Below are 23,965 nucleotides of genomic sequence, written 5' to 3'. Positions count from 1 at the left end.
CTGAGGCCGTTTCCCCCTGCCCGCCCGGTCGGACGGGCAGCCCGCCCCGACCACAGACCGTACCCGCCCGGCCACCGGATCGCGACGGTCGGACGGGCCGAATGTCTCCCTCGGTGATCAAATTTGTGTAAACCCGGACAATCTGTGACTCAGGTCATGCAAGCGCTCCCGGCCAGCGGGAACCGTCGGCCCGCCTTCGTCGTACGCCGGCGTCCCTCGACCGGGTGAGACCACTCCCCCGGGCGAGGGACGGCGGCGGCCGGATCCTTTGACAGGATGAGGCCGTGGCGAACGTGCTGTTCCGCGGGTCGACGTACCTGCGCTGGGTCTACCTGCTGCTGGGTGCTGCCCTGGTGCTGGCGTTCATCCTGGTCGACACCGCCCTGGTCGCTCTGGTCAACGACTCCGCGCTGCCCAGCGTCCCGACGGTACTGCTGATCGCGCTCGCGGTGATCGTTCCGCCGGTCCTGCTCGGTCTGCTGCCCGCGGTCCGCGAGGTGGAGGGCATCGCGGTCGAGTCGCTGCTCGGGGTCCGGTTCGAGGAGCGCCCGCTCGGACCGTCGCGCACCTGGCCGCAGCGGCGCCGGACCGCCCTCTGGTTCTGCCTGCACCTGCTCACCGGCGGCTTCGTCGGCTTCCTCAGCACCATCGTGTTCGGGCTCGGCGCGGTGCTGCTCGTGGCGCCGCTGCGCGACCCGGGACGGTACGAGCTGATCCCGGACATCGACTACTCGGTCACCGGCCGCTGGACCGACCTGTGGATGCCGGCCGCGGCGGTGATCGCCGTCGTCGCGTTGCTCCTGCTGTCGACCGTCATCGGCGCGCTGCTCGCGTACTGCGCGCCCCGCGTACTCGGCCCGACCCCCGCCGAGCGCATCGAGCTGCTCGAGCGGCGTACCGCGACACTCGCCGAGCGCAACCGACTCGCGCGCGAACTGCACGACAGCGTCGGGCACGCGCTCAGCCTGGTCACCCTGCAGGCAGCGGCCGCCCGCCGGGTGCTGGCGACCGATCCCGCCTTCGCCGAGACCGCGCTGGCCGCGATGGAGACCTCGGCCCGGGCCGCGCTGGCCGACCTCGACCACGTGCTGGGGCTGCTGCGCGACGACCGCCGGCCGGGATCGCAGACCGCCCCGCAGGCAACGCTCGGCGACGTCGACCGGCTGGTCGAGGCGACCCGGGCGGGCGGCATCAGGGTCGAGGTGCACCGGTCCGGCGACCTGAGCACGTTGCCGGCCGCGGTCTCCCGGGAGGCCTACCGGATCGTCCAGGAAGGACTGACCAACGCGATCCGGCACGCCGGCCGCCCGGCCGACGAGGTCGAGGTCGATCTGGCCCTCAGCCTCGACGCGGCCGGCCTGCTGCTCGAACTGACCAATCCGGTCGACCTGTCGGCCGCTCCCGGGTCAACCACCCGCGGCGGCCGCGGCCTGGCCGGTATCCGTGAAAGGGTCGCCGTACTGCGGGGCACGGTCGAGGCCGGCCTGGTCGGCGACCGCTGGCGGCTCGCGGTCACCCTGCCGGTGGCCGTGACGACGAAAGGATGACAGTGGACATCTCGGTGGTCGTGGTCGACGACGAACCGCTGATCCGGAGCGGGTTGCGCGCCATCATCGACGCGGAGCCCGACCTGACGGTGGTCGGCGAGGCCGGCGACGGCTCGGAGGTTCTGCCGCTGGTCCGCCGGACCGGGGCCGACGTGGTGCTGATGGACGTCCGGATGCCCGCGATCGACGGGATCCAGGCCACCCGGCTGCTGCTCGACGGACTCGACCCGGCGCCGCGCGTGCTGGTCGTCACCACCTTCGAGAACGACGACTACGTGTACGACGCGCTGCGCGCCGGGGCGTCGGGGTTCCTGCTGAAGCGGACCCCGCCCGACGACATCATCGCGGCGATCCGGACGGTCGCGGGCAGCGAGTCGCTGTTGTTCCCGGAGGCGATCCGCGGTCTTGCCCTGGCCCACGCCGAGCAGCAACCACGCCAGTTCACCGGGCTCGCGCGGTACGACCTGACCGAGCGCGAGCAGGAGGTGCTTCGGCTGATGGCGAAGGGGCTGTCGAACGCGGAGATCGCGACGGAGCTCGTGCTCGGGGTCCAGACCATCAAGACGCACGTCGCCAACCTGCTCGGCAAACTGGGCGCCCGGGACCGCACCCAGGCCGTCATTCTCGCCTACGAGTCGGGCTTCGTCCCGCTGCAGTAGACGCTGTGAGCGTCAGGTCTCGGTGATGCCGAGGCCGGCTTCCTCGGCAACGTCACAGGCGTTGTGCAGCGGGTCGACCGCGTCGGCCTGGACGGCGACGCGCTGCAGCAGCATGCGGAAGACCAGCCGCTCGCCGTCGTCGAGCCCGCCGAGGATCTCGTTCTCGGTGTCCCGGAGCCTGCGCTCCAGGTCACACAGCAACTCCACGCCCTGCTCGGTGGCCACGATCAGCCGCGCGCGCCGATCGGCCGGGTCGGCCTGTCGCTGGACCAAGCCCGCCTTCTCCAGGTCGTCGAGCAGGTACGTCATCACCGTCCGGTCGATGTCGAGCTGATTGGCCAGGTCGAGCTGCCGCTTCGGCCCGGCCGCGTTCACCGTGGCCAGCACCTGGTAGCCCCGCGGACCGCCCGGAACACCGTCGAGCGCAGCCGCGCCCTGCTTCGCGTACCGGCGGAAGACCACGCCCAGCGCCCAGCCGAGGTCGGCCTCGACGGACGTACCGGCGGCCCCCTGGGTGCGGGCTTCGGGCGAAGAACTGGTCACGCCTCCCATCGTACGGGGTGTACGCCACCCGGAATACGATCTGACTTGAATATGTTCTGCCAGACAGATTATCTTCAACGCAGCTCACCGCGAGCTGAACCTCTTGTCTGTTCTGGGAAGGAACGCCATGACCACCCTGCTTCGCATCGACGCCAGCATCCGGGTCGAAGGATCCGTCAGCCGGGCGCTGGCCGACAGCGCCGAGGCGGCCTGGAAGTCGGAGCACCCGGACGGCGTCGTACTCCGCCGTGACCTGGGCCTGCAGCCGATCCCGACCGGGGTCTGGGCAGCGCTGATCGGCGCCCAGTTCGGCCAGCCCGTGCCGAATGGAGCGTCCTTCGCCGACGCCGCCGAGGCCAAGGAACTGGCCGAGACCCTGATCAACGAGTTCAAGTCCGCCGACGCCGTGCTGCTCGCCGTCCCGCTCTACAACTACGGCATCGCCCAGCACGTGAAGACCTACCTCGACGTGCTGCTCACCGACCAGGAACTGCTGACCGGCGGTGGCCAGGTCGCGGGCCGTCCGGTCATCTTCACCCTGGCCCGTGGCGGTGGCTACGGTCCCGGCGCACCGAAGGAAGGCTGGGACCACGCCACGCCGTACCTGAGCCGGATCTTCGGCGAGGTCTTCAACATGAAGGTCCGCATCGCCGCGGCCGAGCTCACGCTCGCCCCGGTCACTCCCGGCATGGAGCAGCTGATCGACGCCTCCAAGGTCTCCCAGCAGGAGGCGCACAGCACCGCCGAGGAGCACGCCGCCGAGGTCGCTCGCATTCTCACCACCACCGCGGCCTGATCCTCGGCTGACCAGCCTGCCCGGGTGAAAGCCGACTTGGGCGTGAGCTGACCACTGCCCTGACCTCCGGGCGCCGAGCTCGAGCCGGCGCCCGATCGTCAGGCGCGCTGCCAGGACGAGACCGTCACCGACAACGTCACCTCGACCGGCTCAGCCAGTACGCCGATGCGCTGCGCCCGCACGGCACGATCGAGATGCCGCGCACTGGGCGTCATCGCCACCAGCTGCTCGATCGCCGCATGGTCGAGCCGCATCGTGGTCTCCACGGCACGGCGCCCGACGCGCTCGAAACCCTCGAGCGACTCGACCAGCCGTCGTTCCTTCTCCTCGTCCACCCGGATGAGTCCCAGCAGCTCGACCAGCTCGCCGAGGTGCTCCTGATTCGGGGTCACCACCAGCAGCGTGCCACCGGGCGCCAGGATGCGAGCCATCTCCTGGGCGTTGCGCGGGGCGAAGACGTCGAGGATCACGTCCGCGACCCCGTCCCGCAGCGGCAGCTCCCGCCAGGCATCGCAGACGACGGACCCGATGGCCGGGCCGGCTTTCGCCGCCCGTCGCGCCGCGTACCGTGACACGTCCGTCGCGATTCCGCGCCATCCGGCCGCGACGACTCCGGCCAGGTAGTACGCCGTTCCAGCGCCGACCTCCACGGCCAGCCGATCAGGCTCCGCCACGGACGCCGCGCCCACGGCCGCCGTGCCCGCGGCCGGTGTGGGCCCGGCGCCAGCGGCCGGTGTGGGCGCAGCGCCAGCGGCCGGTGTGGGCGTGGCGCCAGCGGCCGGTGAGGCCTTGAGCGTCGCGTCGCCGGTCGGCGGCAGGCTGTCGACGAGAGCAGCCCGAATCGGCTCGTACCATCCGGCTCCGAGGAACCCGGCCCGCGCCTCGACCATCTCCGCGGTGTCGCCGTCGATCCCGGTTGATGCCGGCGGCAACAGATTCAGGTAGCCCTGCTTAGCCAGGTCGTAGGAGTGCCCCTGCGGGCACCGCGCCGTACGGTCGGCCGGCGCCAGCCCGTCGGCGCAGACGGGACAACGCAGCACAGACACCAGATCAGCACGCACCGCAGCATTCTCCCCCGCCCGGCCGCATCCGCCGCACCCACCGTGGTAGCGGCCGGCGGTCAGCCGTTGACGTCCCGGCTGGTGAGGCGGGCCCAGGCGGCGGCGTAGAAGACGGCCAGGTACCCGGCCTGCATCAGCAGGTTCCGGATGATGGCGTCCCAGTACGGCGGGTCGCGCAGCAGGTCGGCGAACGAGGTCCAGCCGTACATCAGCAGCCACGGGTGGATCTCGTCGATCTGCGGGATCGCGCCGAGAATGCCGAACACGATGAACGCACCGAAGGTGGCCGCCATCGCAGCCAGCGGCGTGGACGTCAACGAGCTGACGAACAGGCCGAGGCCCGCCAGGCCCAGCAACGACGCCGCGATCAGCAGGGCGATGCCGAGCGCGCGGAGCAGCCCGTCGCCGAGCGGAATCGTCGTACCGGACAGCAGGACGACGTCACCGACCGGGAACAGCACGAATCCGGCGATCAGTCCGCTCAGCCAGATCGTCAACGTGGCCGCCAGGCAGAACAGCACGAGCGCGACCATCTTCGCCGCCAGCAGCCGCGACCGCCCGGCCGGCGCTGTCAGCAGGTTGCGCAGGGTGCCGAGACTGGACTCGCCGGCGAGCGACTCCCCCGAGATCACCGTCACCGCCGTCGGCAGGAAGAACGGCAGCGACAACCCGAGGCTGGCCACGATCAGGAAGAACCCGTTGCCGGCGACCTGCCCGATGAACCCCTCGGCGTCTCCCGAGGACCCGGACAACCGAATCGCCAGCCCGATCATCACCGGCACCGCGGCCAGCACGCCCAGCAGCACCCACGTCCGCGCCCGCCCGAACACCAGGTGCAACTCGGACCGGAACAACGCCACCGTGTGCCGCCCAGCACTCGGCCGGGCCGGCGCCGGCCGGCGGGTCACGGTCTGGCTACTCAGCGACATCGAAGCCCTCTCCGGTGAGCGCTACGAAGGACTCTTCGAGGCTGGGGCGTTCCAGGCCGAAGCCGTGGATGCGGACGTCGGCGGCGACCAGGGCGGCGGCGAGCTTGTCGATCGGCAGCTCGCCGGGATCGCCCTCGACGGTCGGATCGTCGGTGGCGGTCTCGCCGGGCTCGCGGAGGTCGGTGACGCCCAAGGCGGCGAGCGTTTGCTTGGCTTGCTCGAGGTCCGGACTCCGGACGACCAGGCGCGGGCGCAGTTCCGAGCGGAGCTCGGCCATCGTCGACTGGCGCAGCAGGCGGCCTCGGCTCATCACCGCCGCGTGGGTGCACAGTTGCTCGACCTCGGCCAGGAGGTGCGTCGAGGTGAAGACGGTGGTGCCGTCGCCGGCGAGCTCGCGGATCAGCGAGCGGACTTCGCGGGTGCCTTGCGGGTCCAGGCCGTTCGTCGGCTCGTCGAGCACGAGCAGGTCGCGGCGCTGCATCAGCGCGACCGCGATCGCGAGCCGCTGCCGCATGCCGAGCGAGTAGGCGCGCACCTTCTTGCCGGCCGCATTGGACAGACCGACGCGTTCGAGCGCTTCGCCGGCGCGTTGCTTCCTGGTGCTCGGGTCGGCCGTCCGGTCGGCGGCGTCGAACCGCAGGAGGTTGGCCCTGCCCGTCCAGAACGGGTAGAACGCCGGCCCCTCGACCAACGCCCCTACTCGAGGCAGCACCGAGAGCTGCGCTTTCGGCATCGGCTGCCCCAGCACCTGCACGGTCCCTGAGGTGGGCGTGATCAGCCCGAGCAGCATCCGGATCGTGGTCGTCTTGCCCGAACCGTTCGGCCCGAGAAACCCGAAGATGCTGCCGGCCGGCACCTCCAGATCGATGCCCGCCACCGCCACCTGCCCACTGCGGAACCGCTTGGTCAGCCCGCGCGTGACGATCGGCGCCTCCGAACAACTGCCATTCATCGACCAACTGCGGTTCTCGGCGATGGCGGGTGGCTGCTCCGGCTCGGGCCCCTCCGCTGCGGAGGGGCCCGAGACGTGGTCGGCGGTAGCTCCCGTGCGCGGGGAGCTCGGGGTGGTCGGCACGGTCAGCGAGGAGCCAGGGGCGCGGCGGCGGCGAGCGTGTCGGCCGTGACCAGGCCGGTCAGAACGCGGCCGTCGTCGGTGATCAGAACGCTGACCATCTTGCTGGTCAGGATCTTGCCCGATCCCCAGCTGCCCTGGACCGTGCGCGCGTTCGCCAGCAGCTGGTCGAGCGCGGCGTTGCCCCGCGGCAGCTTCACGTCCCGCAGGACGACGATGCTCTCCCAACCCTGGCCGATCACGGTCGGGCGGTCGGCCGCCTTCTTCGGGTCGGTCTTCGGCAGCGCCTTCGGCGCGCCGGGCTTGGCCGGGTCGGCCTTCTTCGGCGTGATCGCCGGCAGCTTCTTCTCCGTCACCGCGACGCCCTTCGGCGGAGTGAAAGCGAAGGTGCTCGCCGCCGGGACGTCGAAGGACACCGACGAGAACCCGAGCTGCACGGCCGGGTCCTTGCCCGTGCGCGGCAGCACGGTGACCTCCAGTGGGACCCAGGTCTTCGAGTCGATCGCCAGCGTCACCGAGCCGACCGTGGTCTTGCCCGTGCGCGGCACCAGCCGCAGCTTGTACGCGTCGCGTCCGGCGACCGACTCGGTGCCGGTCACCTCGACCTTGGTGGTCGGGTCGATCTGGGCGAGAAACTTCTTCGCCACCGCCTGCGGGTCGTACGCCTCGTGCTCCGGCGCAACCTTCGGCCGGGCCGGCGTGGCGGGCCGGGCCGGCAGCGTCACCTTGACGGCCTCGCGCTCGGCCGAGTCGTAGGCCCATGCGGTCTTGCCGTCGGTCGTCCAGACCCGCTCGGCCATCTCGTCGAGCACCGCGACGCGCGCCTTGTCCGGGCCGGCGAAGGCCACCCGGGCGGTGTGCTCACCGGTCAGCAGGTCGGGGATCTGGCTGCCGCCGTCCACCCCGGGCAACGCCGGCAGACCGAGGTCGGTGGCCGAGCGGACCGTGCCGCTCAAGCCGTCGACCTCGGCGGTCTGCACCTTGGCGAGCAGGTCCTGCGCGGTGATCCCTGGTAGCTCTGGAGAGGCATCCGCGACCACTGGCCCGAGCGCTCCCACGCCCGCCACCACCGCAACTGCCGTGACCGGAACCATCCACCGTCGACCGCGCCTCGCTGCTCCCATGTCCTCAAGCCTCGCACCGGCACCGGCCGGAACCAAGGCTCTCAGGGTTCGTTCACCCAAAAGAGTGAGACCACCGGCCTCGCTCTCCGCCCGCCGGCGGACGAAATCCGCGGATCCGTCCGCCGGCCGGCGGACAGGTCAGCGGCTCTGCAGCGCGTCCAGCGCGACCGTCATCGCGGCCGCCACCCGGAAGTCGACGCGCGAGTCGTGCACGGTCACCCGGTACCGGTCGCGGACCGAGACCTTGCGCTCGACCGACAGCAGCGGCTGACCGCTGGTCCGGTCGGTGAAGTCGAAGTGGAAGATGAACGGCAGCGGGATGTCGCCGACGAACGGCACGAACTCCCACACCCGCCGCACGATCGCGACGGTCGGGTTGCGCTCGGTCCCGTCGGCCTCGAAGCCGGGACCGGTGAGCTGCCAGCTGGAGCGCAGCAGGCTCTTGCCGAACTCCTTCTTGAACCAGCCGATCGGCTGGCCGTTCGGGTCGAACACGTCGTAGCCCGAGCCCAGGTCGAGCCGCTTGCGTGCCTTGAACGAGAACACCGGCTGCGTCTTGCGGTCGTCGGTGAAGAAGGTGACCTCTTCCTTGAACGCCATCCGCTTCTGCTGCGCGAAGGCGAGCAGCTGTCCGTCGCTGCCGTCGGGATTGGTCGCGATGAGCTCGTACTGGTTCGCCATCATCGTGATCCGCTGCTTCATCGAGAAGGAGGGCACGTACATGGGCGCTGGGCCTTGCGGTGGAACGGTCATACGGACGAGTCTGTCATCGCGTCCGGCTGATCCCCGCATTTGACGCTCACACCGCAGGCGAGTCCGCCCCAACGGATGCCCCGGACCAGGCCCAGAGCGGCGTCGGACTCGCCCTGACACTGCACGACGAACTCCCCGACGCCCTGCAGCACCAGGTCGCGCGCCACCTCGACGCCTAGTTCCACAGCCTCGTCCGTACGGCGTGCCGGCCGCCACAGCACACCGAAGTCCGCAGCGGGCTTCTCAGCTCCTACCTGTACGACGAGGGTCTCCGCGCGGCGCAGATACTCGGCCGGGTCACCACCGTCCACAACCAGGATCCGCACTACCTGCTCACCGCTGCCTACCCGCCCTGGCGACTCCGCCGCCTCGACCGCAGCCTCTACGGCGAGTGCCGGACTGGCGGTCTCTCCCGGCAAGCCCCGCTGACCCCACTGCTCCTGGTGCACTGCCCAGGACAGCGGTCGCCGCGCAGCCCAGCCCGACCGCACCAGCTCTGGGGCGACCGCGAACTCCTCCACATGACCGACGCAGAGGTATCCGACCAGCTCAACGTGTGCCGGGAGGTCCAGCACCGCTCCTACCTCAGCTGGTTCGAAAAACGACACCCAGCCGACTCCCAAGCCCTCGGCCCGAGCAGCGAGCCACAGGTTCTGCACGGCGATCGCTGCGGAGAACCAGGTGGTCCGCGGATCAGCATGCCGGCCCAGCACGTGCCGCCCGCCCCGGCCGGGGTCACAGGTGACCGCGATGTTCAGCGGCGTGTCCAAGATCGCTTCGATCTTCAGACCGTCGAAGGCGCTCCGACGGTCGGGCGGCAGCGACGCGGCGAACGCATCGCGCTGGGCCGAAGCCAGGTCATGGATCTTGCGGCGGGTGGTGACGTCGCGAACGAGCAGGAAGTCCCAGGGCTGACTCAGGCCGACGCTGGGCGCGCGATGAGCCGCTTCCAGGACTCGGGTGAGCAGGTCGTCAGCGATGGGCCGGTCCAGGAAGCCTCGGCGTACGTCGCGCCGCTCGGCGATCACCCGGTGCACCACCTCGCGGTCACGCGGCGCGTAGCCCGGCGCTGCAGTGTCCGGCTCGACCGACAGCCTGCCGACAGCCACCGTTGCTCCTGCTGACTTCAGCTTCGGCACCACCAGGTCAGCGCCGCTCAGGATCACTGCAGCCTCGGCAACACTCGCCGTTCCGGCTAGGTGGTCGACGCGCTCGCTCGGAGTCGGTACGGGCTGCTGTCCGAGCTCCAGGGCTGTCGCTGTGAACAGCTGCGCGCCCAGGGACGCCACCAGCCGCTGCAGGCCAGGCTCGGCTTCCTTGCCGTCGACAGTCACCACCTGGCTGACGACGCGCGGCTCCAGACCAGCCAATGCACGATCCACCAACTCCCGCAGTTCGCGGTACGGCGTACCGGCGCGCAGGCCGATGCCGAGGACCAGGCTCACTTCTCGAGCCCCACGTGAACTCGGGCAGCGGCGACCAGCCGGGCCGGGACATCCGGAGTCGCGGTCCAGTGCAGGTGCAGGTACGACGCATGCACCGCGGGCCGGCTGATTCCTTCCAGCTTGCCTCCGGGGAGGTACCACGCGGGTGAGTCGTCCGCGTCGAGTCGTACCTCGGTCCGGTGGAACTCGTGGCCCCGGACGCGGCGTCCTTCGTCGAAGAACGCCGTAGTGCTCGCAGCGACAGCGGTCCGGTAGCCCAGTGTCAGCTTCGGCGTCATCCGGGCAGTCGCGGGGAGCACACCGGTCATAGCGTGGCCGTCGAGTTCGCGGCAGAGGTAGAGCAGGCCGGCGCACTCGGCGATCACCGGGAGACCCGCGGCCGCTGCGGACGCCACCTGGGCGCGCAGACGCTCGTTGTCGGACAGAGCTTCGGCATGCATCTCGGGGAAGCCACCACCGAGGTACAGGGCGGCGGTGCCCTCCGGTAGTGAGTCGTGCAGCGGATCGAAGGTTGCCACATCGGCACCCGCCGCAGTCAGCAACTCGGCGGTCTCCGTGTAGCGGAAAGAGAACACCGGACCTCCCGCCATCGCGACGACCGGCCGGCTCTCCTCAGCCGGAGTCACCTCGGCGGTTGGGTCCCAAGCTTCGGTGTCGAGCGGCGTAGCGGCCCGCGCTGCCACCATGAAGGCCTCCAGGTCGACGCCTGCGCGGACGAGCTCGGCTGCAGCGTCCACTGCGGCCTCCGCCTGCGCCCGCTGCTCGTCGGCCGGTACCAACCCCAGATGACGGCTCGGCACGGTCAGCCGGGTGTCCCGCCGCAGAACCCCGATCACCGGTACGCCGGTCGGTGCGACGCCCGCGCGAGCCTCGGCCTCGTGGCGGTCGGTGCCGACCTTGTTGAGGATCACGCCGACGATCCGGACCCCGGTGTCGTAGGCCACGAAGCCCTGGACCACCGCGCCGACGCTGCGGCCCGCCGCGGACGCGTCCACCACCAGCACGACCGGCGCCCGGAGCAGCTTCGAGACGTGCGCGGTCGAGGAGAACCCCTCGGTGCCGAGCGCCCCGTCGTACAGGCCCATCACGCCTTCGACGACCGCCACGTCCGCGCCGGCGGCACCGTGCGCGAACAGCGGCGCGACCCGCTGCTCGCCGGACAGCATCGGGTCCAGGTTGCGGCCCGGGCGACTGGTCGCGACGGCGTGGAAGCCGGGGTCGATGTAGTCGGGGCCGACCTTGAAGCCGGCCACCGTGTGCCCGGCGCGGCGCAACGCCGCCATCAGGCCGACGGCCACCGTCGTCTTGCCGGCACCCGAGGCGGGCGCGGCGACGACGATCCGCGGGATCACCACTCGATTCCCTTCTGGCCCTTCTGGCCGGCGTCCATCGGATGCTTCACCTTGGTCATCTCGGTGACCAGGTCGGCCGCGTCGAGCAGCCGCTGGTCGGCGTCGCGGCCGGTGATCACGACGTACTGGTGGCCCGGGCGGTGGGTGAGCGTGTCCACCACCTCGTCGACGTCGATCCAGCCCCACTTCGTCGGGTAGGTGAACTCGTCCAGCACGTACAGGTCGTGCGTCTCGGCGGCGATCCGGCGCTGGATCTCGCGCCAGCCCTCCAGCGCGTCGGCGGCGTGGTCCTGCTCGGTGCCCGCCTTGCGGGACCAGCTCCAGCCCTCGCCCATCTTGTGCCACTCGACCGGGCCGCCCTGGCCCGTTGCCTCGTGCAACTGGCCGAGAGCACGGAACGCGCTCTCTTCGCCGACCTTCCACTTGGCGCTCTTGACGAACTGGAAGACCCCGATGTTCCAGCCCTGGTTCCAGCCGCGCAGTGCCAGGCCGAACGCGGCCGTCGACTTGCCCTTCATCTCACCGGTGTGCACCATCAGCAACGGCCGGTTCCGCCGCTGGCGCGTGGTCAACCCGTCCACCGGAACCACACTCGGCTGTCCCTTCGGCATCAGCCCCTCCCTCCGCCGCCCACGCGACTGTTCGTTCCCTGCTCCACCCTGCGCTGCTGCGTCGTGCAACTCGGGCGGCTCATGCGGCGCTGCGGGTGGTGACGGCCTGGACCAGGTTGCCCGCGGCAACTTCGCCGAGGTCGAGGTACTCGGCGCGCAGGCTGGTCGCGAGCTCGGCGGCGAGACCGAGGCGGACGCCCCGGCGCGGCTCGCAGTCCACGACGACGGCGGCGATGCCCTGGTGCCCGATCCACTCGGCCGCCTGCCGGGCCCGCGAGAACGCGCTCTCTCCGTGCGTCGCCCGCCCGTCGGTGACCAGCACCAGCAACGGCCGGCGCCGGGGATCACGGATCGCGGCGATCCGCAGTACGTCGGCCGCCCGGACCAGCCCTTCCGCCAGCGGCGTCCTTCCGCCCGTGGGCAGCGACTCCAGCCGGCGCACGGCGGTCTCGACGCTGCCGGTCGGCGGAAGCGCGACGGTCGCCTGGCTGCGCGCGAACGTGACCAGGCCGACCTTGTCGCGCCGCTGGTAGGCGTCGAGCAGCAACGACACGATCGCGGTCTTCACCTCGCTCATCCGCCGCTTCGTGCCCATCGAGCCGGACGCGTCGACACAGAACAGCACCAGATTGCCTTCGCGGCCCTCGCGGACGCCCAGGCGGACGTCGGTCGGATGGACGGCGAGGCCCGGGCCGGACCGGCCCCGGGAATGCTGGTGCGGCGCCGCGGCGCGGAGCGTGGCGAGGAGGTGGGGGCGACCGGACTCGCGGCCGACCCGCGCCCGGTCGCCGACCACCCGGCCGACCTCGGTGATCGCCCGGGAGCGACGACCCGCGACGCCCGGACCGGCCGACTGGACGCTGAGCAACCGTGCCTTGTACGGCGTGGAACTGGTCGCCACGTCGCCGGTCGGAGCGTCACCGGAGAGCGCGTTCTCCGGATCTCCGGTGTTCTCTGCCGAGCCGTTGCCGCGGACGCGCTGCGGGTTGCCGTCGGCCGGGGAATCGCTCAAGCCACCGTCCGGGGCGCGATCACCTGGGGCGGAGCCATTGGCGTCGCGGTCCGCGGTGAGGTCGGAGTCGCGAGCATCGGGATCGCGGGCCCCCGGGTCACGGGCGTCGTCCGGGCTGCCGTCGCCGCTCGGATCGCCGTCGCTGTTCGGGCCACCGTCGGGACGGCCAGGGGCGCCGCCGTCGGGGTCGTCGTCCGGGTCGTCCGGCGGGGTGCTGTCGCTGATCGCTTGCTCGAGGCGGTCCTGATCCAGTCCCGGGGCGTCGAACGGGTTGCGCCGGGTGCGGTGCGGCAGGGCCAGCTTCGCCGCGGCGCGGACGTCCTCGACCTCGACGACCGTGCGCCCGGACCAGGCCGCGTGCGCCACGGCCGTCCGGGCGGTGACCAGGTCGGCGCGCATCCCGTCGACGTCGAACGCCGCGCAGATCTCGGCGATCTGCCGCAGCGCCGGGTCGGTCAGGATCACGTCGGGCAGCAGGCTTTGCGCCTTGACGATCCGCTCGGCCAGCTCGCGCTGCGCCGCGTCGTACCGGCGGACGAAGGCGGCAGGATCGGCCTCGTAGGTGAGGCGAGCACGCATCACCTCGACACGAACGGCGGGGTCGCGGCTGGCGACGACGTCGACGGTCAGGCCGAACCGGTCCAGGAGCTGGGGGCGGAGCTCGCCCTCCTCCGGGTTCATGGTGCCGACCAGCACGAAGCGGGCGGGGTGGGTGATGGAGACGCCGTCGCGTTCCACCGTCGCCCGGCTCATCGCGGCGGCGTCGAGCAGCACGTCGACCAGGTGGTCGTGCAGGAGGTTGACCTCGTCGACGTACAGGATCCCGCGGTGCGCCGCCGCCAGCAGCCCCGGCTCGTACGCCGTCACGCCCTCGGCCAGCGCCCGCTCCAGGTGCAGCGACCCGAGCACCCGGTCCTCGGTAGCCCCGACCGGCAGCTCCACCAACCGAGCCGGCCGGGAGACCGCGCCAGAGCCTGCGCCCGCGGCGGAACGCGAGGCCGAGAACGCGGTGGGCGCGGCGGAACGGTCTCCGGACATGCCCGCCGCGAGGTCGTCAGCGTACGCCGGCTGCGCCGCGGAGAGAGTGGTCTCCCGGGAGCCGGCTGCGGCATCCCCGGCGGACGCCGAACGCGCGCCGGAGAGAGCGGTCTCCCGGGAGCCGGCCGCGGCATCCCCGGCGGACGCCGAACGCGCGCCGGAGAGAGCGGTCTCCGGCGAGGTGGTCGCGGGATCTCCGGCGTACCCGGTGGGAGCGGTTTCCGGGGCGGCCGGGGTGTACGGCGGGTGAGGGCCGTCGGGGCAGATGGGGTCGGGGGCGGTAGGGGCGCAGGAGAAGCGGCAGCCGGGAATCACCTCGACCGGCGGGAGGATCTCGGTGAGGGCCCGGACGGCGGTGGACTTGGCGGTGCCCTTCTCGCCGCGGATCAGCACGCCGCCGATCGCGGGTGAGACCGCCGCGAGCACGAGGGCGAGCTGGAGGTCCTCCATCCCCACCACCGCGGTGAACGGGAAACCCGTCGACGCCGGCGGGGTGGGAAGAGGTTGTCCGGCTTCACCGGGCTGGTTCGGAGCAGGCCGCATCGGCGGTGAATCCCTTCGTCCTGCGGGTGTCCACGCCCGCATCGGCAACGGTGCGCCCGGAAACGCGGAGAGCGCTCCCTGGCGGACGGACGAAGATGTCCTGGCTTCCGGATCGCTCCGGTCACAGTGGCGGGACCGCCCCGGACTCCGGCCGCCAGGCCGTCACCGGTGTTCCTCTTCAACCGTCCGGGCGATCATTCCACATTCCCCCGCCGGCACCCCCGACCGGAGACCAACCTCACCCGACGACCCACCGAAGACTGGGATCGAGACCGTGCCACGCACCGCCGGCCGGCCGCGACCCGGCCGAACAGCGTCGGCCGCGGCTGCCCCCGACGGGTTGTAAGAAATCACCACTGCCGGACATTGACCGGGCATGACGCCATCCACCGCAACGGCCCGGCGAGGGCCGGGGAACGAGGCCCACCCGGTGACCGACACCGGCCCCGATCCCCGCCGGGCCCGCTTCGAGGCCCTCTTCGCCGTCAACCACGACCCTGTACTGCGCTACCTGGTACGCCGGACCGCCAGCCGCGACGACGCCGCGGACCTGCTCGCCGAAACCTTCTCACCGCCTGGCGACGGCTGGACGACGTACCCGCCGACGAGCAGACCCTGCCCTGGCTGTACGGCGTGGCTCGTCGCGTACTGGCCAACTACCGGCGAGGGGAAAGCCGCCGCTCCAGCCTCGCCGACAAACTGCGCGGCCACCTCTCGCCCTCGACTCCGGCGCCGCGGTTGGACGCCGAGCTCGGTCCCGTCGCGGCCGCCTTCGAGCAACTGTCCGACACCGACCGCGAACTCCTGTCCCTGGTGGCCTGGGAAGGCCTCGACACCACGCAACTCGCCGCCACACTCGGCTGTTCGCGCAACGCGGCCGGTGTCCGCCTGCACCGAGCCCGGCGACGGCTGGAACGCCTCATCGCCGCCCTCTCACCGTCCGACTCGACCACCGAGGTGAACCGATGACCCACCAGACCTTCGACCTGGTACGCCGTCTCGACCCCGCCGCCGACGACGCCCTCGGCGACGTCACGCCCGCCAGCCGCGCGGAGCTGCTGGCCGGCATTCTCGACAGTCCCGTCGACGTCGTCGCAGCACGCCGGAGCCGGCACCCGGTACGCCGGCTCGCGCCCGTTCTGGTGGCGGCCAGTCTGCTCGGCGGAGTAGTCGTCAGCACGAGTGGCTGGCCGGGCGGCACCCGCGAGCAGGCCCTCGGGCCGGCGTTGTCGTTCAGCACCGAAGGCGAGTTTCTGAAGGTGCGGATCCTCGACCCGGTGGCGGACTCCCGGCGCTACAACGAGGAGTTCAAGGCGCAGGGTCTCGACATCGAACTGGTGCTGATCCCGGCGTCGCCGTCCCAGGTCGGTCAGGCGGACGGCCAGCTGTACAGCGGCAGCAACACGCGCCAGCGCATCCGCTTCGAGTCCGTACCGGCCGGCTGTGTCGAGGCGGCGACCTACCCCTGCGTGCCGGAGTTCACCATCCCGAAGGACTACCGGGGCACGGCCAGGTTCGGGATCAACCGAGCGGCTGCGCCGGGCGAGCAGTACGCCGCGACGGGCGCCCTGAACGGCCGCGACGAACCGTTGGAAGGCATCCAGTGGCTCAACCGCCCCGTCGGCGAGATCTCGGCGATCCTCAGGCAGCGCGGCTTCTCCATCACCTACCGCTGGCCCACCGGCCGCCAGAACCCGAACGCGACACCGCCGCCCACCTGGTACGTCATCGAGCCCAGCTTCGCCCGACAGAACAACCTCGTCGAACTCGAGGTGTCCCCCCGCCCGATGAAGTAGCGCCACGCGCCGCAAGCCCACTTGAGGGGATATCCCCCGCGGATGTGGGTTCTACCCCGGTATGCGGGGGGCGGACCCACAACGTGCAGGGTTATCCCCTCAAGTGGTTCGCGGACGGCGGTGCCGGGGCTGGTTCAGGTGAGGTGCTGGTTCAGGTGAGGTGCTGGTTCAGGTGAGGTGCTGGTTCAGGTACGTCGCGGCGGCGTCGCCGGGGGCCTCGCGGATGCCGATGAGGGGAGTGACCGTGACGTAGCCGGCGGCCAGCAGCGCCTCGTCGGTGTCCGGAGACGGGGCGGCGGCCGGGGGTTCGAGGCGGATCATGGGTTCGCCGGTGGGGGCGGTGCCGCCGGTGATGCGGGAGCGTTCGATCGGGGCGAGCGTGGCGCGGCGTACGCCTTCCAGTTCGTCGAGCGGGCGGTCGGGGACGTTCACGGTGATCACCGTGCCGGCCGGTTCGGTCGCCAGCCAGTCGAGGGCTCGGGCCGCGACGAGGGCGGCGGTGTCGAGGTGTTTGGGGTCCTCGGAGTCGAGGCTGACGGCGATCGCCGACAGGCCCTGCGTCGCGGCGGTCAGCGCGGCTGCCACGGTGCCGGAGTGCAGGATCGGTACGCCGATGTTGTGGCCGTGGTTGATGCCCGACGCAACGACGTCCGGCGACGGGCCGAACGCGCCGGCCCGGGCCAGCGTCACCGCGAGGGCGGGGGTGCCGTCGACGCCGAGGTAGGTGATGCCGTCCTCGGTCTCCTCGGTGGTCCGGATCGGGCGGTCGACCAGGCCTCGGCGGGCGGAGCCGACGCCGCTCTGGTCGTCGAGCGGAGCGACCACCAGCACTTCATGGCCGGCTGCGGCGATGGCGGTGGCCAGCGCCCGGATTCCGCGGGCCTGGTAACCGTCGTCGTTGGTGATCAGGACTCGGAGGGGCGCCATGTTTCTACCCAATCACAACCTCTCCAGGTCGCGGACCGAGGATGGACGCGGCGGACATCGGCACTCAGCCGGTCCAGCCCACCCTCGGCTTCCTTGCTCTGCGGCCGGCTACCGAAGTCAGCCGCGGTCCTCGATGTCGCCTTCGGTTTCCAGGACGGCGGTGCGCAGGGTGTCCAGGGCTTCCTCCGACGGCTCCGACCACAGTCCTCGCTGCGCTGCCTCGAGGAGGCGTTCGGCGATGCCGTGCCGGGCCCACGGGTTCGACTTGCGGAAGAACTCGGCGACCTCGGGATTCGCCACGTACTCCGTGGTCAGCGTCTCGTACATCCAGTCGTCGACCACGCCCGCGGTCGCGTCGTAGCCGAACAGGTAGTCGACCGTCGCGGCCATCTCGAAGGCGCCCTTGTAGCCGTGCCGCTGCATCGCCGCCATCCAGCGCGGGTTCACCACGCGGGCGCGGAAGACCCGCTTGGTCTCCTCCTCCAGCGTGCGGGTCTTCACCTGGGCCGGCACCGCGGAGTCGCCGATGTAGGCCTTCGGGTTCGACCCGGTCAGGTGCCGGACCATCGCGACCATGCCGCCGTGGTACTGGAAGTAGTCGTCGGAGTCCATGATGTCGTGCTCGCGGGTGTCCGCGTTCTTGGCGGCGACCTGGATCCGGGCGTAGGCGCGTTCCATCGACGGCCGGGCCTGCGCGCCGTCCAGGTCCTTGCCGTACGCGTAACCGCCCCAGACGGCGTACACCTCGGCCAGTTCGGCGTCGGTGCGCCAGTTCCGGGCGTCGACCAGCGGCAGCAGGCCGGCGCCGTACGAGCCGGGCTTGGAGCCGAAGACCCGGGCCGTCGACGACCGGAGGTCATTGCCCGCGGCAACGTCGTCGAGCACGTGCGCGCGCAAGTAGTTGTCGGCCGGGTCCTCGTCCAGCTCGGCGACCGTCCGGACGGCCTCGTCCAGCCAGGCGACCACGTGCGGGAAGGCGTCCCGGAAGAAGCCGGAGATCCGGACCGTCACGTCCACCCGCGGCCGGCCCAGCTCCTCGACCGGAACGACCTCGAAGCCGGAGACCCGCCGGGACGCCTCGTCCCAGACCGGGCGGCAGCCGAGCAGCCAGAGCACCTCGGCCAGGTCGTCGCCCTGGGTGCGCATCGCCGACGTGCCCCAGACGGTCAGGCCGACCGATCGCGGCCACTCCCCCGTCTCGGCTTTGTGCCGGGCGAGCAGGGAGTCGGCCAGCGCCACGCCGACGTCCCAGGCGTTGCGGCTCGGAATCGCCTTCGGGTCGACGGCGTAGAAGTTGCGCCCCGTCGGCAGCACGTTGACCAGCCCGCGCGTCGGCGACCCCGACGGCCCGGCCTCGACGAACCGGCCGTCCAGCGCACGCAGTACGTTCGTCAGTTCGTCCCCGGTCCGCGCGAGCCGCGGTACGACCTCGTCGCACGCGAACCGCAGCGACGCCTCGACGCCGGCGGACTGCCGGCCGAGCACCTCGCCGACGACCACCGGCACCTTCGCGGCGTCCCAGCTCAGCGTCTCCATCCCGAGCACCAGCTTGCGAGCCACCGCCTCCAGCAGGTCGACCCCATCGGCCGCGCTCACCGCCGGCAGGTCGGCCAGCTCGGACAACGCCGCGAGCTCAGCCGGCACAGCGCGCCCTGGATCGGCCAGCAGCGCCGCCTCGTCCACGTCGAAGGTCTTGCCGAGCGCCGAACGCAGCCCCGGTACGGCGCCCGTCGTGCCGCCCCACATCTGCGCGGCCCGCAGGACGGCGAGCACCAGGTTGACCCGGGCCTCGCCCTCCGGTCCGCCGCCGAGCACGTGCAGCCCGTCGCGGATCTGGACGTCCTTGATCTCGCACAGATAGCCGTCGAGGTGCAGGACGAACTCGTCGAACTCCTCGTCGTCCGGCTTCTCGTCGGTGTGCAGGTCGTGGTGCAGCTGCGCCGCCTGGATCAGCGTCCAGATCTGCGCCCGCAGCGTCGGCACCTTCTCCGGGTCCAGTGCCTGCACGGTCGCGTACTCGTCGAGCAGGTACTCCAGCTTCGCCATGTCGCCGTACGTCTCGGCCCGCGCCATCGGCGGTACCAGGTGGTCCACGATCACCGCGTGCCCACGCCGCTTCGCCTGCGTGCCCTCGCCCGGGTCGTTGACGATGAACGGGTAAACCAGCGGCAGGTTGCCCAGTACGGCGTCCGGCGCGCAGTCGGCCGCCATCCCGATGCCCTTGCCCGGCAGCCACTCCAGCGTGCCGTGCTTGCCGAGGTGCACGACCGCGTGCGCGCCGAACCCGCCGTCGGCAACCGGAGCCTCCAGCCACCGGTACGCCGCCAGGTAGTGGTGCGACGGCGCCATGTCCGGGTCGTGGTAGATCGCGACCGGGTTCTCGCCGAACCCGCGGGGCGGCTGGATCATCAGCACGACGTTGCCGAACCGCAGCGCCGCCAGCGCGATCGCCGGCTCGGGGCCGGACGTGTCGACGTACAGGGAGCCCGGCGCCTCGCCCCAGGCCTCGGTCATTGCCTTCTGCAACGTCTCCGGCACCCGGCCGAACCACAACGCGTACGTCGACAGCGGGATCTTCGCCACCGCGCCCGCCAGCTGCTCGTCGGTCAGCCAGTCGACGTCGTGACCGCCGGCCGCGATCAGCCGGTGGATCAGCCCGTCGGCACCGTCGGCGCCCTGCAACTCGTCGAGGTCGAGGTCCGGCCCGAGGTCGTACCCGGCGTCCTTGAGCTGCCCGAGCAGCACGACCGCGGACGCCGGCGTGTCCAGGCCGACCGCGTTGCCGATCCGGGCGTGCTTGGTCGGGTACGACGACAGCACCAGCGCGATCTTCTTCTCGGCGGCCGGCACGTGCCGCAACCGCGCCTGCGCGACCGCGATCCCGGCCAGCCGCGCGCAGCGTTCGAGATCGGGCCGGTAGCTCGCGATGCCCTCCGCGTCGTACGCCTTGAACGAGAACGGAATCGTGATCAGCCGGCCGTCGAACTCCGGGATCGCGACCTGCGTCGCCGCGTCCAGCGGGCTGATCGCGGCGTCGCTGTCCAGCCACTGCTCACGGGTCGAGGTGAGCGCGAGGCCCTGGATCAGCGGGATGTCGAGCGAGGCCAGCGCGCCGGCGTCCCAGGCGTCGTCGGCACCGCCCGCACTCGCGTTCGCGGCGACCGTCCCGCCGGCCGCGAGCAGCGTGGTGACCAGCACGTCGCAGCTTCGGAGCAACTCGAACAGCTCGGCATTCTCGTCGCTGGACGGGTCGAGGCCGCGCAACGTGCCGCAGTACACCGGCAGAGCGCGAGCTCCGGCCGCCTCGACGGCGTCGGCGAGCGCGTCGACGAACGCGGTGTTGCCGGAGATCTCGTGCGCGCGGTAGTAGACGATGCCGACGACCGGGCGACCGTCCGGCTGCCCGGCGTCAGTCTGGGGGTTCGGCAGACGACCGGCGCGCACGCCGTACGCCGGGAGGCTGTGCGGCGGGTCGAACGCATCGCCGGTGAGCAGCAGGGTGTCGCGCAGGAAGCCGGCGAGGTTGCGCAGGTTCTCCGAGCCGCCCTCGCGCAAGTAGGCGAGCGCCTCGGTCACAGCGCCTGCGGGAACCGTCGAGAGCGACATCAGTTCGGCGTCCGGCGCCGCCTCACCGCTCAGCACCACCGTCGGCAGCCCCGAGGCGATGACCGCGTCGAGCCCTTCTTCCCAGGCCCGGCGACCACCCAGCAGCCGGACGACAACCACCTCGACACCGTCGAGCAGCCCGGGCAGTTGGGCGAGATCGACACGGGCCGGGTTGGCGACCCTCCACCCGGCCTCGGCCTGGGAAGCGGCCAGCAGATCGGTATCGGCAGTGGAAAGCAGCAACAGGTTCGCGGGCACGCGCGGCCGGTCCTTCCTCGGGGTGTCCACGCCCCGGGTGGGCAGTACGACGGCAGCAGTTCCTGACTCCCACGCGAACGTGGTCACAGTGGCGGGACCGCCCCGGACTCACACCGGGTTCCTGCAACTCCGTCGATGACAGGGGTGACTCTAGCCGGTACGCCGGTGTGCTGGGTCCGCGCGTACGTCGGCCCCACAACTGCCAGCGTCTCCCCCGCACTACGACCTAGTGCCGCCCCATCGCGTAGTGCGCCGCCAGCAGATCCTTCCCCCAGTCGTTCCGCACGTCCCGCCACACCGAGTGGATGTGGTTCGCGTCCGACTGCGTGTTGTCGTACTCCGCCAGGAACGTCGGCCCAGCGATCGAGTAGTAGTGCCCGGCGCCCGGCTCGGTCGCCCCTGCCCACGCGAAGGTCAACCGCTCGATCCCCTGCGCCGTGACGTCCTGCCAGGTCTGCAGCCCGATCGGCCCGGCCGCACGTCCGACGTACTGGCCGATCAGCAGGCTCAGCAACTGCCGCTGCTCGGGGCTCATGTCGCCGTACGCCAATCCCCGGTGCAGCCGCGAAACATCAGCCACCGGGTCGTGCCGGGTCAGGATGTCGTCCGGCGCCTCCTCGGAGACGACGGCGATCTCCCGCTGCCCGGGCTGCAACGCGTTCAGCAGCTTAAATCCCAGATCCTGCTCCGCGGCCAGGAACCGCCGCCCGGCGAACGGCCCCTCACGGACCTCCGCCGGGTTCGATCCGAAGAATTGCGGAGTGAAGCTGATCGCGCCGTCCACCAGCGTGACGTGCAGCGCCAGGTGATGCCCGTTCAGCCGCCACGCCCACGGCTCGAAGCCGGCCGGGTCCCCGAGTACCCGGACGAAGTACCGCTCGCCCACAACCGTGCCCTGCCATCCCCCGGTCTCACCGGCCGGCAACGGGTCGGGCAGGTCGCGCAGGATGATCTCCGCGGCCAGTACGCCGAGCGCGTCGCCGAGACCGCGCTCGCTGTAGGCCAGTTGCAGCAGGCGGTGGACGTGCTGCTCCTGCTCCGGCGTGAGCTCCGCCAGCGTCAGCCCGGGCCGGTCGCCGGGCAGGTACGTCCACTGCTCGTGGTCAGGCGTGTCGAACGGCGCGGAAATCTTCGCCCGTTGCTCGGGGCTGAGCGACGCCAGCAGGTCCTGTGCCGCGGCCCTCGTCTGGTCTACAACCATGCCGATCGCTCCCGTTCCGTCGGTTCGTACTCGGTCCACTGCTCGAACGGCCGATCCAGCTTGTACCGGAAGTCGGGCTGCCGCAGCAGGACGCGCGTCTCCGCGTTGTCCGGGTTGCGCAGCGTCTCGAAGAACTTGACCGACCAGTGGAACCAGCGCATGCAGAACAGCCGCATGGTCAGCCCGTGCGACACCAGCAGCACGTTGCGCGGCGCGTCCGGCGTCTCGAAGTCGCGGTGCATCGTCTCCAGGAACGTCGACACCCGGTCGTACACGTCGGCGCCCGACTCCCCGTCCGTGAACCGGTAGTAGAAGTGCCCGTACGAGTCGCGCAACTGCTCCTGCCGCTCGATGTCCTCGGTGTCCTGGAAGTTGGCCCAGTCCTGTTCGCGCAAGCGCGGCTCCTCGCGGGCCAGACCGATCAGGTCGTCCAGCCCGAGCGCGTCGAGGGTCTGCAGAGCGCGCAGGTACGGCGAGACGTAGACCCGGACCGGCTCGTTCTCGAACACTTCGCGCAGCCGCTTGCCCGCTTCGGCCGCCTGTTCCCGGCCGTGCGCGGTCAGCGGGACGGCGTGGTCGGGCAGTGTCTCGTAGATCGTCTTGTCCACGTTCGCCTCGGACTCGCCGTGCCGGATCAGCGCGATCCGCAGCGGCCGCCGACTGAGGTTCATCGCCGTCCCCGTTCCGCCCGGCGCGGGCCGGCTGCCCTGCGCGTCGCGGCCTCGTTCGCCGCGAGAGCCAGGATCGCCGCCGTCGCGGCCGCGGCGTACGAGACGCGCCGGGCCAGCACCGCGGTACGCCGTACGTCGCTCACTCCCGGCCGGAGTCCGTCGCCGAGCGTGCCGCGATCCTCGACCTCGTCGCGGTAGGTGTTCGTGCCGCCGAGGCGCAGGTCGAGCGCACCGGCGAACGACGCCTCGACCGGACCCGCGTTCGGGCTCGGATGCTTGCCGGCGTCCCGTCGCCAGATCCGCCGGACCACGCGCGGGCGACCCGACATCAGCCCTGTCAGCACGGCACACACCCGCGCCGGAACCAGGTTGACCAGGTCGTCGAACCGGGCGGCCGCCCAGCCGAAGTTGCGGTACTTCGCCGACCGGTAGCCGACCATCGCGTCCAGCGTGTTCGCGGCGCGGTAGCCGACCAGCCCCGGGATGCCGAACAGGCCGCCCCAGATGAGCGGCGCCACCGTCGCGTCCGAGGTGTTCTCGGCGATCGACTCGACCGTCGCCCTGGCGAGCTCGTCGGCCTGCAGGTCGGTCGCGTCCCGGCTGCACAGATGGCTCAGCCGGTCGCGGGCCGCCGGAAGGTTCTTGGCCTCCAGCAGACCGGACATCACCGCGGCCTCCCGCTCCAGGCTGCGACCGCCGACCACGGCCCAGGTTGTCGCCGCGGTCAGCAGAGTCCGCGCGACGGGCCGTCGCGTGGTCAGTCTCTCGGCGACGAGCCCAGCCGCGGTCACCGACCCGACCAGCACCGCCGCGTACGCCGTACCGGCGGCGCGCGAGTCGGCGTACAGGCCGGCCTCGACGCGGGTGGCGGCCCGGCCGAAGCCCGCGACCGGATGGAACCGGCGGGGGTCGCCGAGCAAACGATCGGCGGCGAAACCGAGGATCAGACCGAGCGCTCTGGACACGGGGGAAGTCTGCCAGGTGCCCGGGGTGCCCGGCGGCAAGGCCGCTACCTTGAATC

The 23,965-nt window shown here is 71.5% G+C and carries 20 protein-coding genes and 2 riboswitches; of the genes, 5 read left to right on the top strand and 15 right to left on the bottom strand.

The features are described 5' to 3' along the window. The first annotated feature begins 284 nt into the window (after positions 1–284). On the top strand, positions 285–1,547 hold the full coding sequence (locus KFLA_RS15540) for a sensor histidine kinase (RefSeq protein ID WP_012920756.1): 1,263 nt from the start codon (positions 285–287) through the stop codon (positions 1,545–1,547). After that, positions 1,544–2,206, top strand: coding sequence for a response regulator transcription factor (locus KFLA_RS15535; RefSeq protein ID WP_012920755.1), 663 nt, complete (start codon positions 1,544–1,546; stop codon positions 2,204–2,206). Before KFLA_RS15540 ends, KFLA_RS15535 begins: the two co-directional genes overlap by 4 nt. Positions 2,207–2,218: 12 nt before the next feature. On the opposite strand, the gene KFLA_RS15530 is transcribed toward KFLA_RS15535, so the two are convergent. Continuing rightward, positions 2,219–2,758, bottom strand: a complete 540-nt coding sequence (locus tag KFLA_RS15530) for a MarR family winged helix-turn-helix transcriptional regulator (protein ID WP_012920754.1) — start codon at positions 2,756–2,758, stop codon at positions 2,219–2,221. A 118-nt stretch (positions 2,759–2,876) separates the two neighbouring features. Here KFLA_RS15530 and KFLA_RS15525 point away from each other — a divergent pair, with 118 nt between their 5' ends. Continuing rightward, positions 2,877–3,545 carry an FMN-dependent NADH-azoreductase gene (locus KFLA_RS15525; protein WP_012920753.1) on the top strand — a complete coding sequence of 223 codons (669 nt, stop codon included), beginning with the start codon at positions 2,877–2,879 and terminating at the stop codon, positions 3,543–3,545. 98 nt (positions 3,546–3,643) lie between these two features. On the opposite strand, the gene KFLA_RS15520 is transcribed toward KFLA_RS15525, so the two are convergent. From KFLA_RS15520 to KFLA_RS39675, 9 genes are all read right to left on the bottom strand, one after another. Continuing rightward, positions 3,644–4,606 carry a putative RNA methyltransferase gene (locus tag KFLA_RS15520; protein WP_012920752.1) on the bottom strand — a complete coding sequence of 321 codons (963 nt, stop codon included), beginning with the start codon at positions 4,604–4,606 and terminating at the stop codon, positions 3,644–3,646. A 59-nt stretch (positions 4,607–4,665) separates the two neighbouring features. Next, a complete protein-coding gene (locus KFLA_RS15515; RefSeq protein WP_012920751.1) occupies positions 4,666–5,535 on the bottom strand; it encodes an ABC transporter permease in 870 nt (289 codons plus the stop codon). Next, complete coding sequence (locus KFLA_RS15510; protein WP_012920750.1) at positions 5,522–6,487, bottom strand: ABC transporter ATP-binding protein; 966 nt, start codon at positions 6,485–6,487, stop codon at positions 5,522–5,524. Before KFLA_RS15510 ends, KFLA_RS15515 begins: the two co-directional genes overlap by 14 nt. Positions 6,488–6,612: 125 nt before the next feature. Then, the gene (locus KFLA_RS15505) at positions 6,613–7,665 is read right to left on the bottom strand and encodes a LolA family protein (protein WP_237706817.1); all 1,053 of its coding nucleotides are present in this window, start codon (positions 7,663–7,665) and stop codon (positions 6,613–6,615) included. 204 nt (positions 7,666–7,869) lie between these two features. Next, positions 7,870–8,484, bottom strand: coding sequence for an LURP-one-related family protein (locus tag KFLA_RS15500; protein ID WP_049797351.1), 615 nt, complete (start codon positions 8,482–8,484; stop codon positions 7,870–7,872). Continuing rightward, positions 8,481–9,929: a 5,6-dimethylbenzimidazole synthase gene (bluB, locus tag KFLA_RS15495; RefSeq protein WP_012920747.1), complete on the bottom strand. Its 1,449-nt coding sequence runs from the start codon at positions 9,927–9,929 to the stop codon at positions 8,481–8,483. The genes KFLA_RS15500 and bluB overlap by 4 nt, the downstream gene beginning before the upstream one ends. Next, the gene (locus tag KFLA_RS15490) at positions 9,926–11,281 is read right to left on the bottom strand and encodes a cobyrinic acid a,c-diamide synthase CobB (RefSeq protein WP_012920746.1); all 1,356 of its coding nucleotides are present in this window, start codon (positions 11,279–11,281) and stop codon (positions 9,926–9,928) included. The genes bluB and KFLA_RS15490 overlap by 4 nt, the downstream gene beginning before the upstream one ends. After that, positions 11,278–11,892: a cob(I)yrinic acid a,c-diamide adenosyltransferase gene (gene cobO / locus KFLA_RS15485; RefSeq protein ID WP_012920745.1), complete on the bottom strand. Its 615-nt coding sequence runs from the start codon at positions 11,890–11,892 to the stop codon at positions 11,278–11,280. The genes KFLA_RS15490 and cobO overlap by 4 nt, the downstream gene beginning before the upstream one ends. A gap of 79 nt (positions 11,893–11,971) precedes the next feature. Then, positions 11,972–14,392: a VWA domain-containing protein gene (locus KFLA_RS39675; protein ID WP_420167161.1), complete on the bottom strand. Its 2,421-nt coding sequence runs from the start codon at positions 14,390–14,392 to the stop codon at positions 11,972–11,974. A 167-nt stretch (positions 14,393–14,559) separates the two neighbouring features. Continuing rightward, a riboswitch (cobalamin riboswitch) is annotated at positions 14,560–14,687 on the bottom strand. A gap of 431 nt (positions 14,688–15,118) precedes the next feature. Here KFLA_RS39675 and KFLA_RS38845 point away from each other — a divergent pair. Together KFLA_RS38845 and KFLA_RS15470 are read left to right on the top strand one after the other, a co-directional pair. Further along, complete coding sequence (locus KFLA_RS38845; RefSeq protein ID WP_237706816.1) at positions 15,119–15,454, top strand: RNA polymerase sigma factor; 336 nt, start codon at positions 15,119–15,121, stop codon at positions 15,452–15,454. Next, positions 15,451–16,281, top strand: a complete 831-nt coding sequence (locus tag KFLA_RS15470) for a hypothetical protein (RefSeq protein ID WP_012920743.1) — start codon at positions 15,451–15,453, stop codon at positions 16,279–16,281. The genes KFLA_RS38845 and KFLA_RS15470 overlap by 4 nt, the downstream gene beginning before the upstream one ends. A gap of 168 nt (positions 16,282–16,449) precedes the next feature. Here KFLA_RS15470 and surE read toward each other — a convergent pair whose 3' ends face one another. From surE to KFLA_RS15445, 5 genes are all read right to left on the bottom strand, one after another. Then, positions 16,450–17,208: a 5'/3'-nucleotidase SurE gene (gene surE, locus KFLA_RS15465; RefSeq protein WP_012920742.1), complete on the bottom strand. Its 759-nt coding sequence runs from the start codon at positions 17,206–17,208 to the stop codon at positions 16,450–16,452. Positions 17,209–17,325: 117 nt separating this feature from the next. Further along, positions 17,326–21,072, bottom strand: coding sequence for a cobaltochelatase subunit CobN (gene cobN / locus KFLA_RS15460; RefSeq protein ID WP_012920741.1), 3,747 nt, complete (start codon positions 21,070–21,072; stop codon positions 17,326–17,328). Positions 21,073–21,128: 56 nt separating this feature from the next. Further along, a riboswitch (cobalamin riboswitch) is annotated at positions 21,129–21,196 on the bottom strand. A gap of 102 nt (positions 21,197–21,298) precedes the next feature. Next, positions 21,299–22,273 carry a DUF3500 domain-containing protein gene (locus KFLA_RS15455; protein ID WP_012920740.1) on the bottom strand — a complete coding sequence of 325 codons (975 nt, stop codon included), beginning with the start codon at positions 22,271–22,273 and terminating at the stop codon, positions 21,299–21,301. Continuing rightward, a complete protein-coding gene (locus tag KFLA_RS15450) occupies positions 22,264–22,944 on the bottom strand; it encodes a histidine phosphatase family protein (RefSeq protein ID WP_012920739.1) in 681 nt (226 codons plus the stop codon). Before KFLA_RS15450 ends, KFLA_RS15455 begins: the two co-directional genes overlap by 10 nt. Beyond that, complete coding sequence (locus KFLA_RS15445; protein WP_012920738.1) at positions 22,941–23,909, bottom strand: cobalamin biosynthesis protein; 969 nt, start codon at positions 23,907–23,909, stop codon at positions 22,941–22,943. The genes KFLA_RS15450 and KFLA_RS15445 overlap by 4 nt, the downstream gene beginning before the upstream one ends. Positions 23,910–23,965: the final 56 nt, after the last annotated feature.

This window comes from Kribbella flavida DSM 17836, assembly GCF_000024345.1.
Classification (GTDB): Bacteria; Actinomycetota; Actinomycetes; order Propionibacteriales; family Kribbellaceae; genus Kribbella; species Kribbella flavida.
The sequence above is the reverse complement of the archived record's forward strand: the minus strand, read 5'-3'. Positions and strand labels throughout refer to the sequence as shown.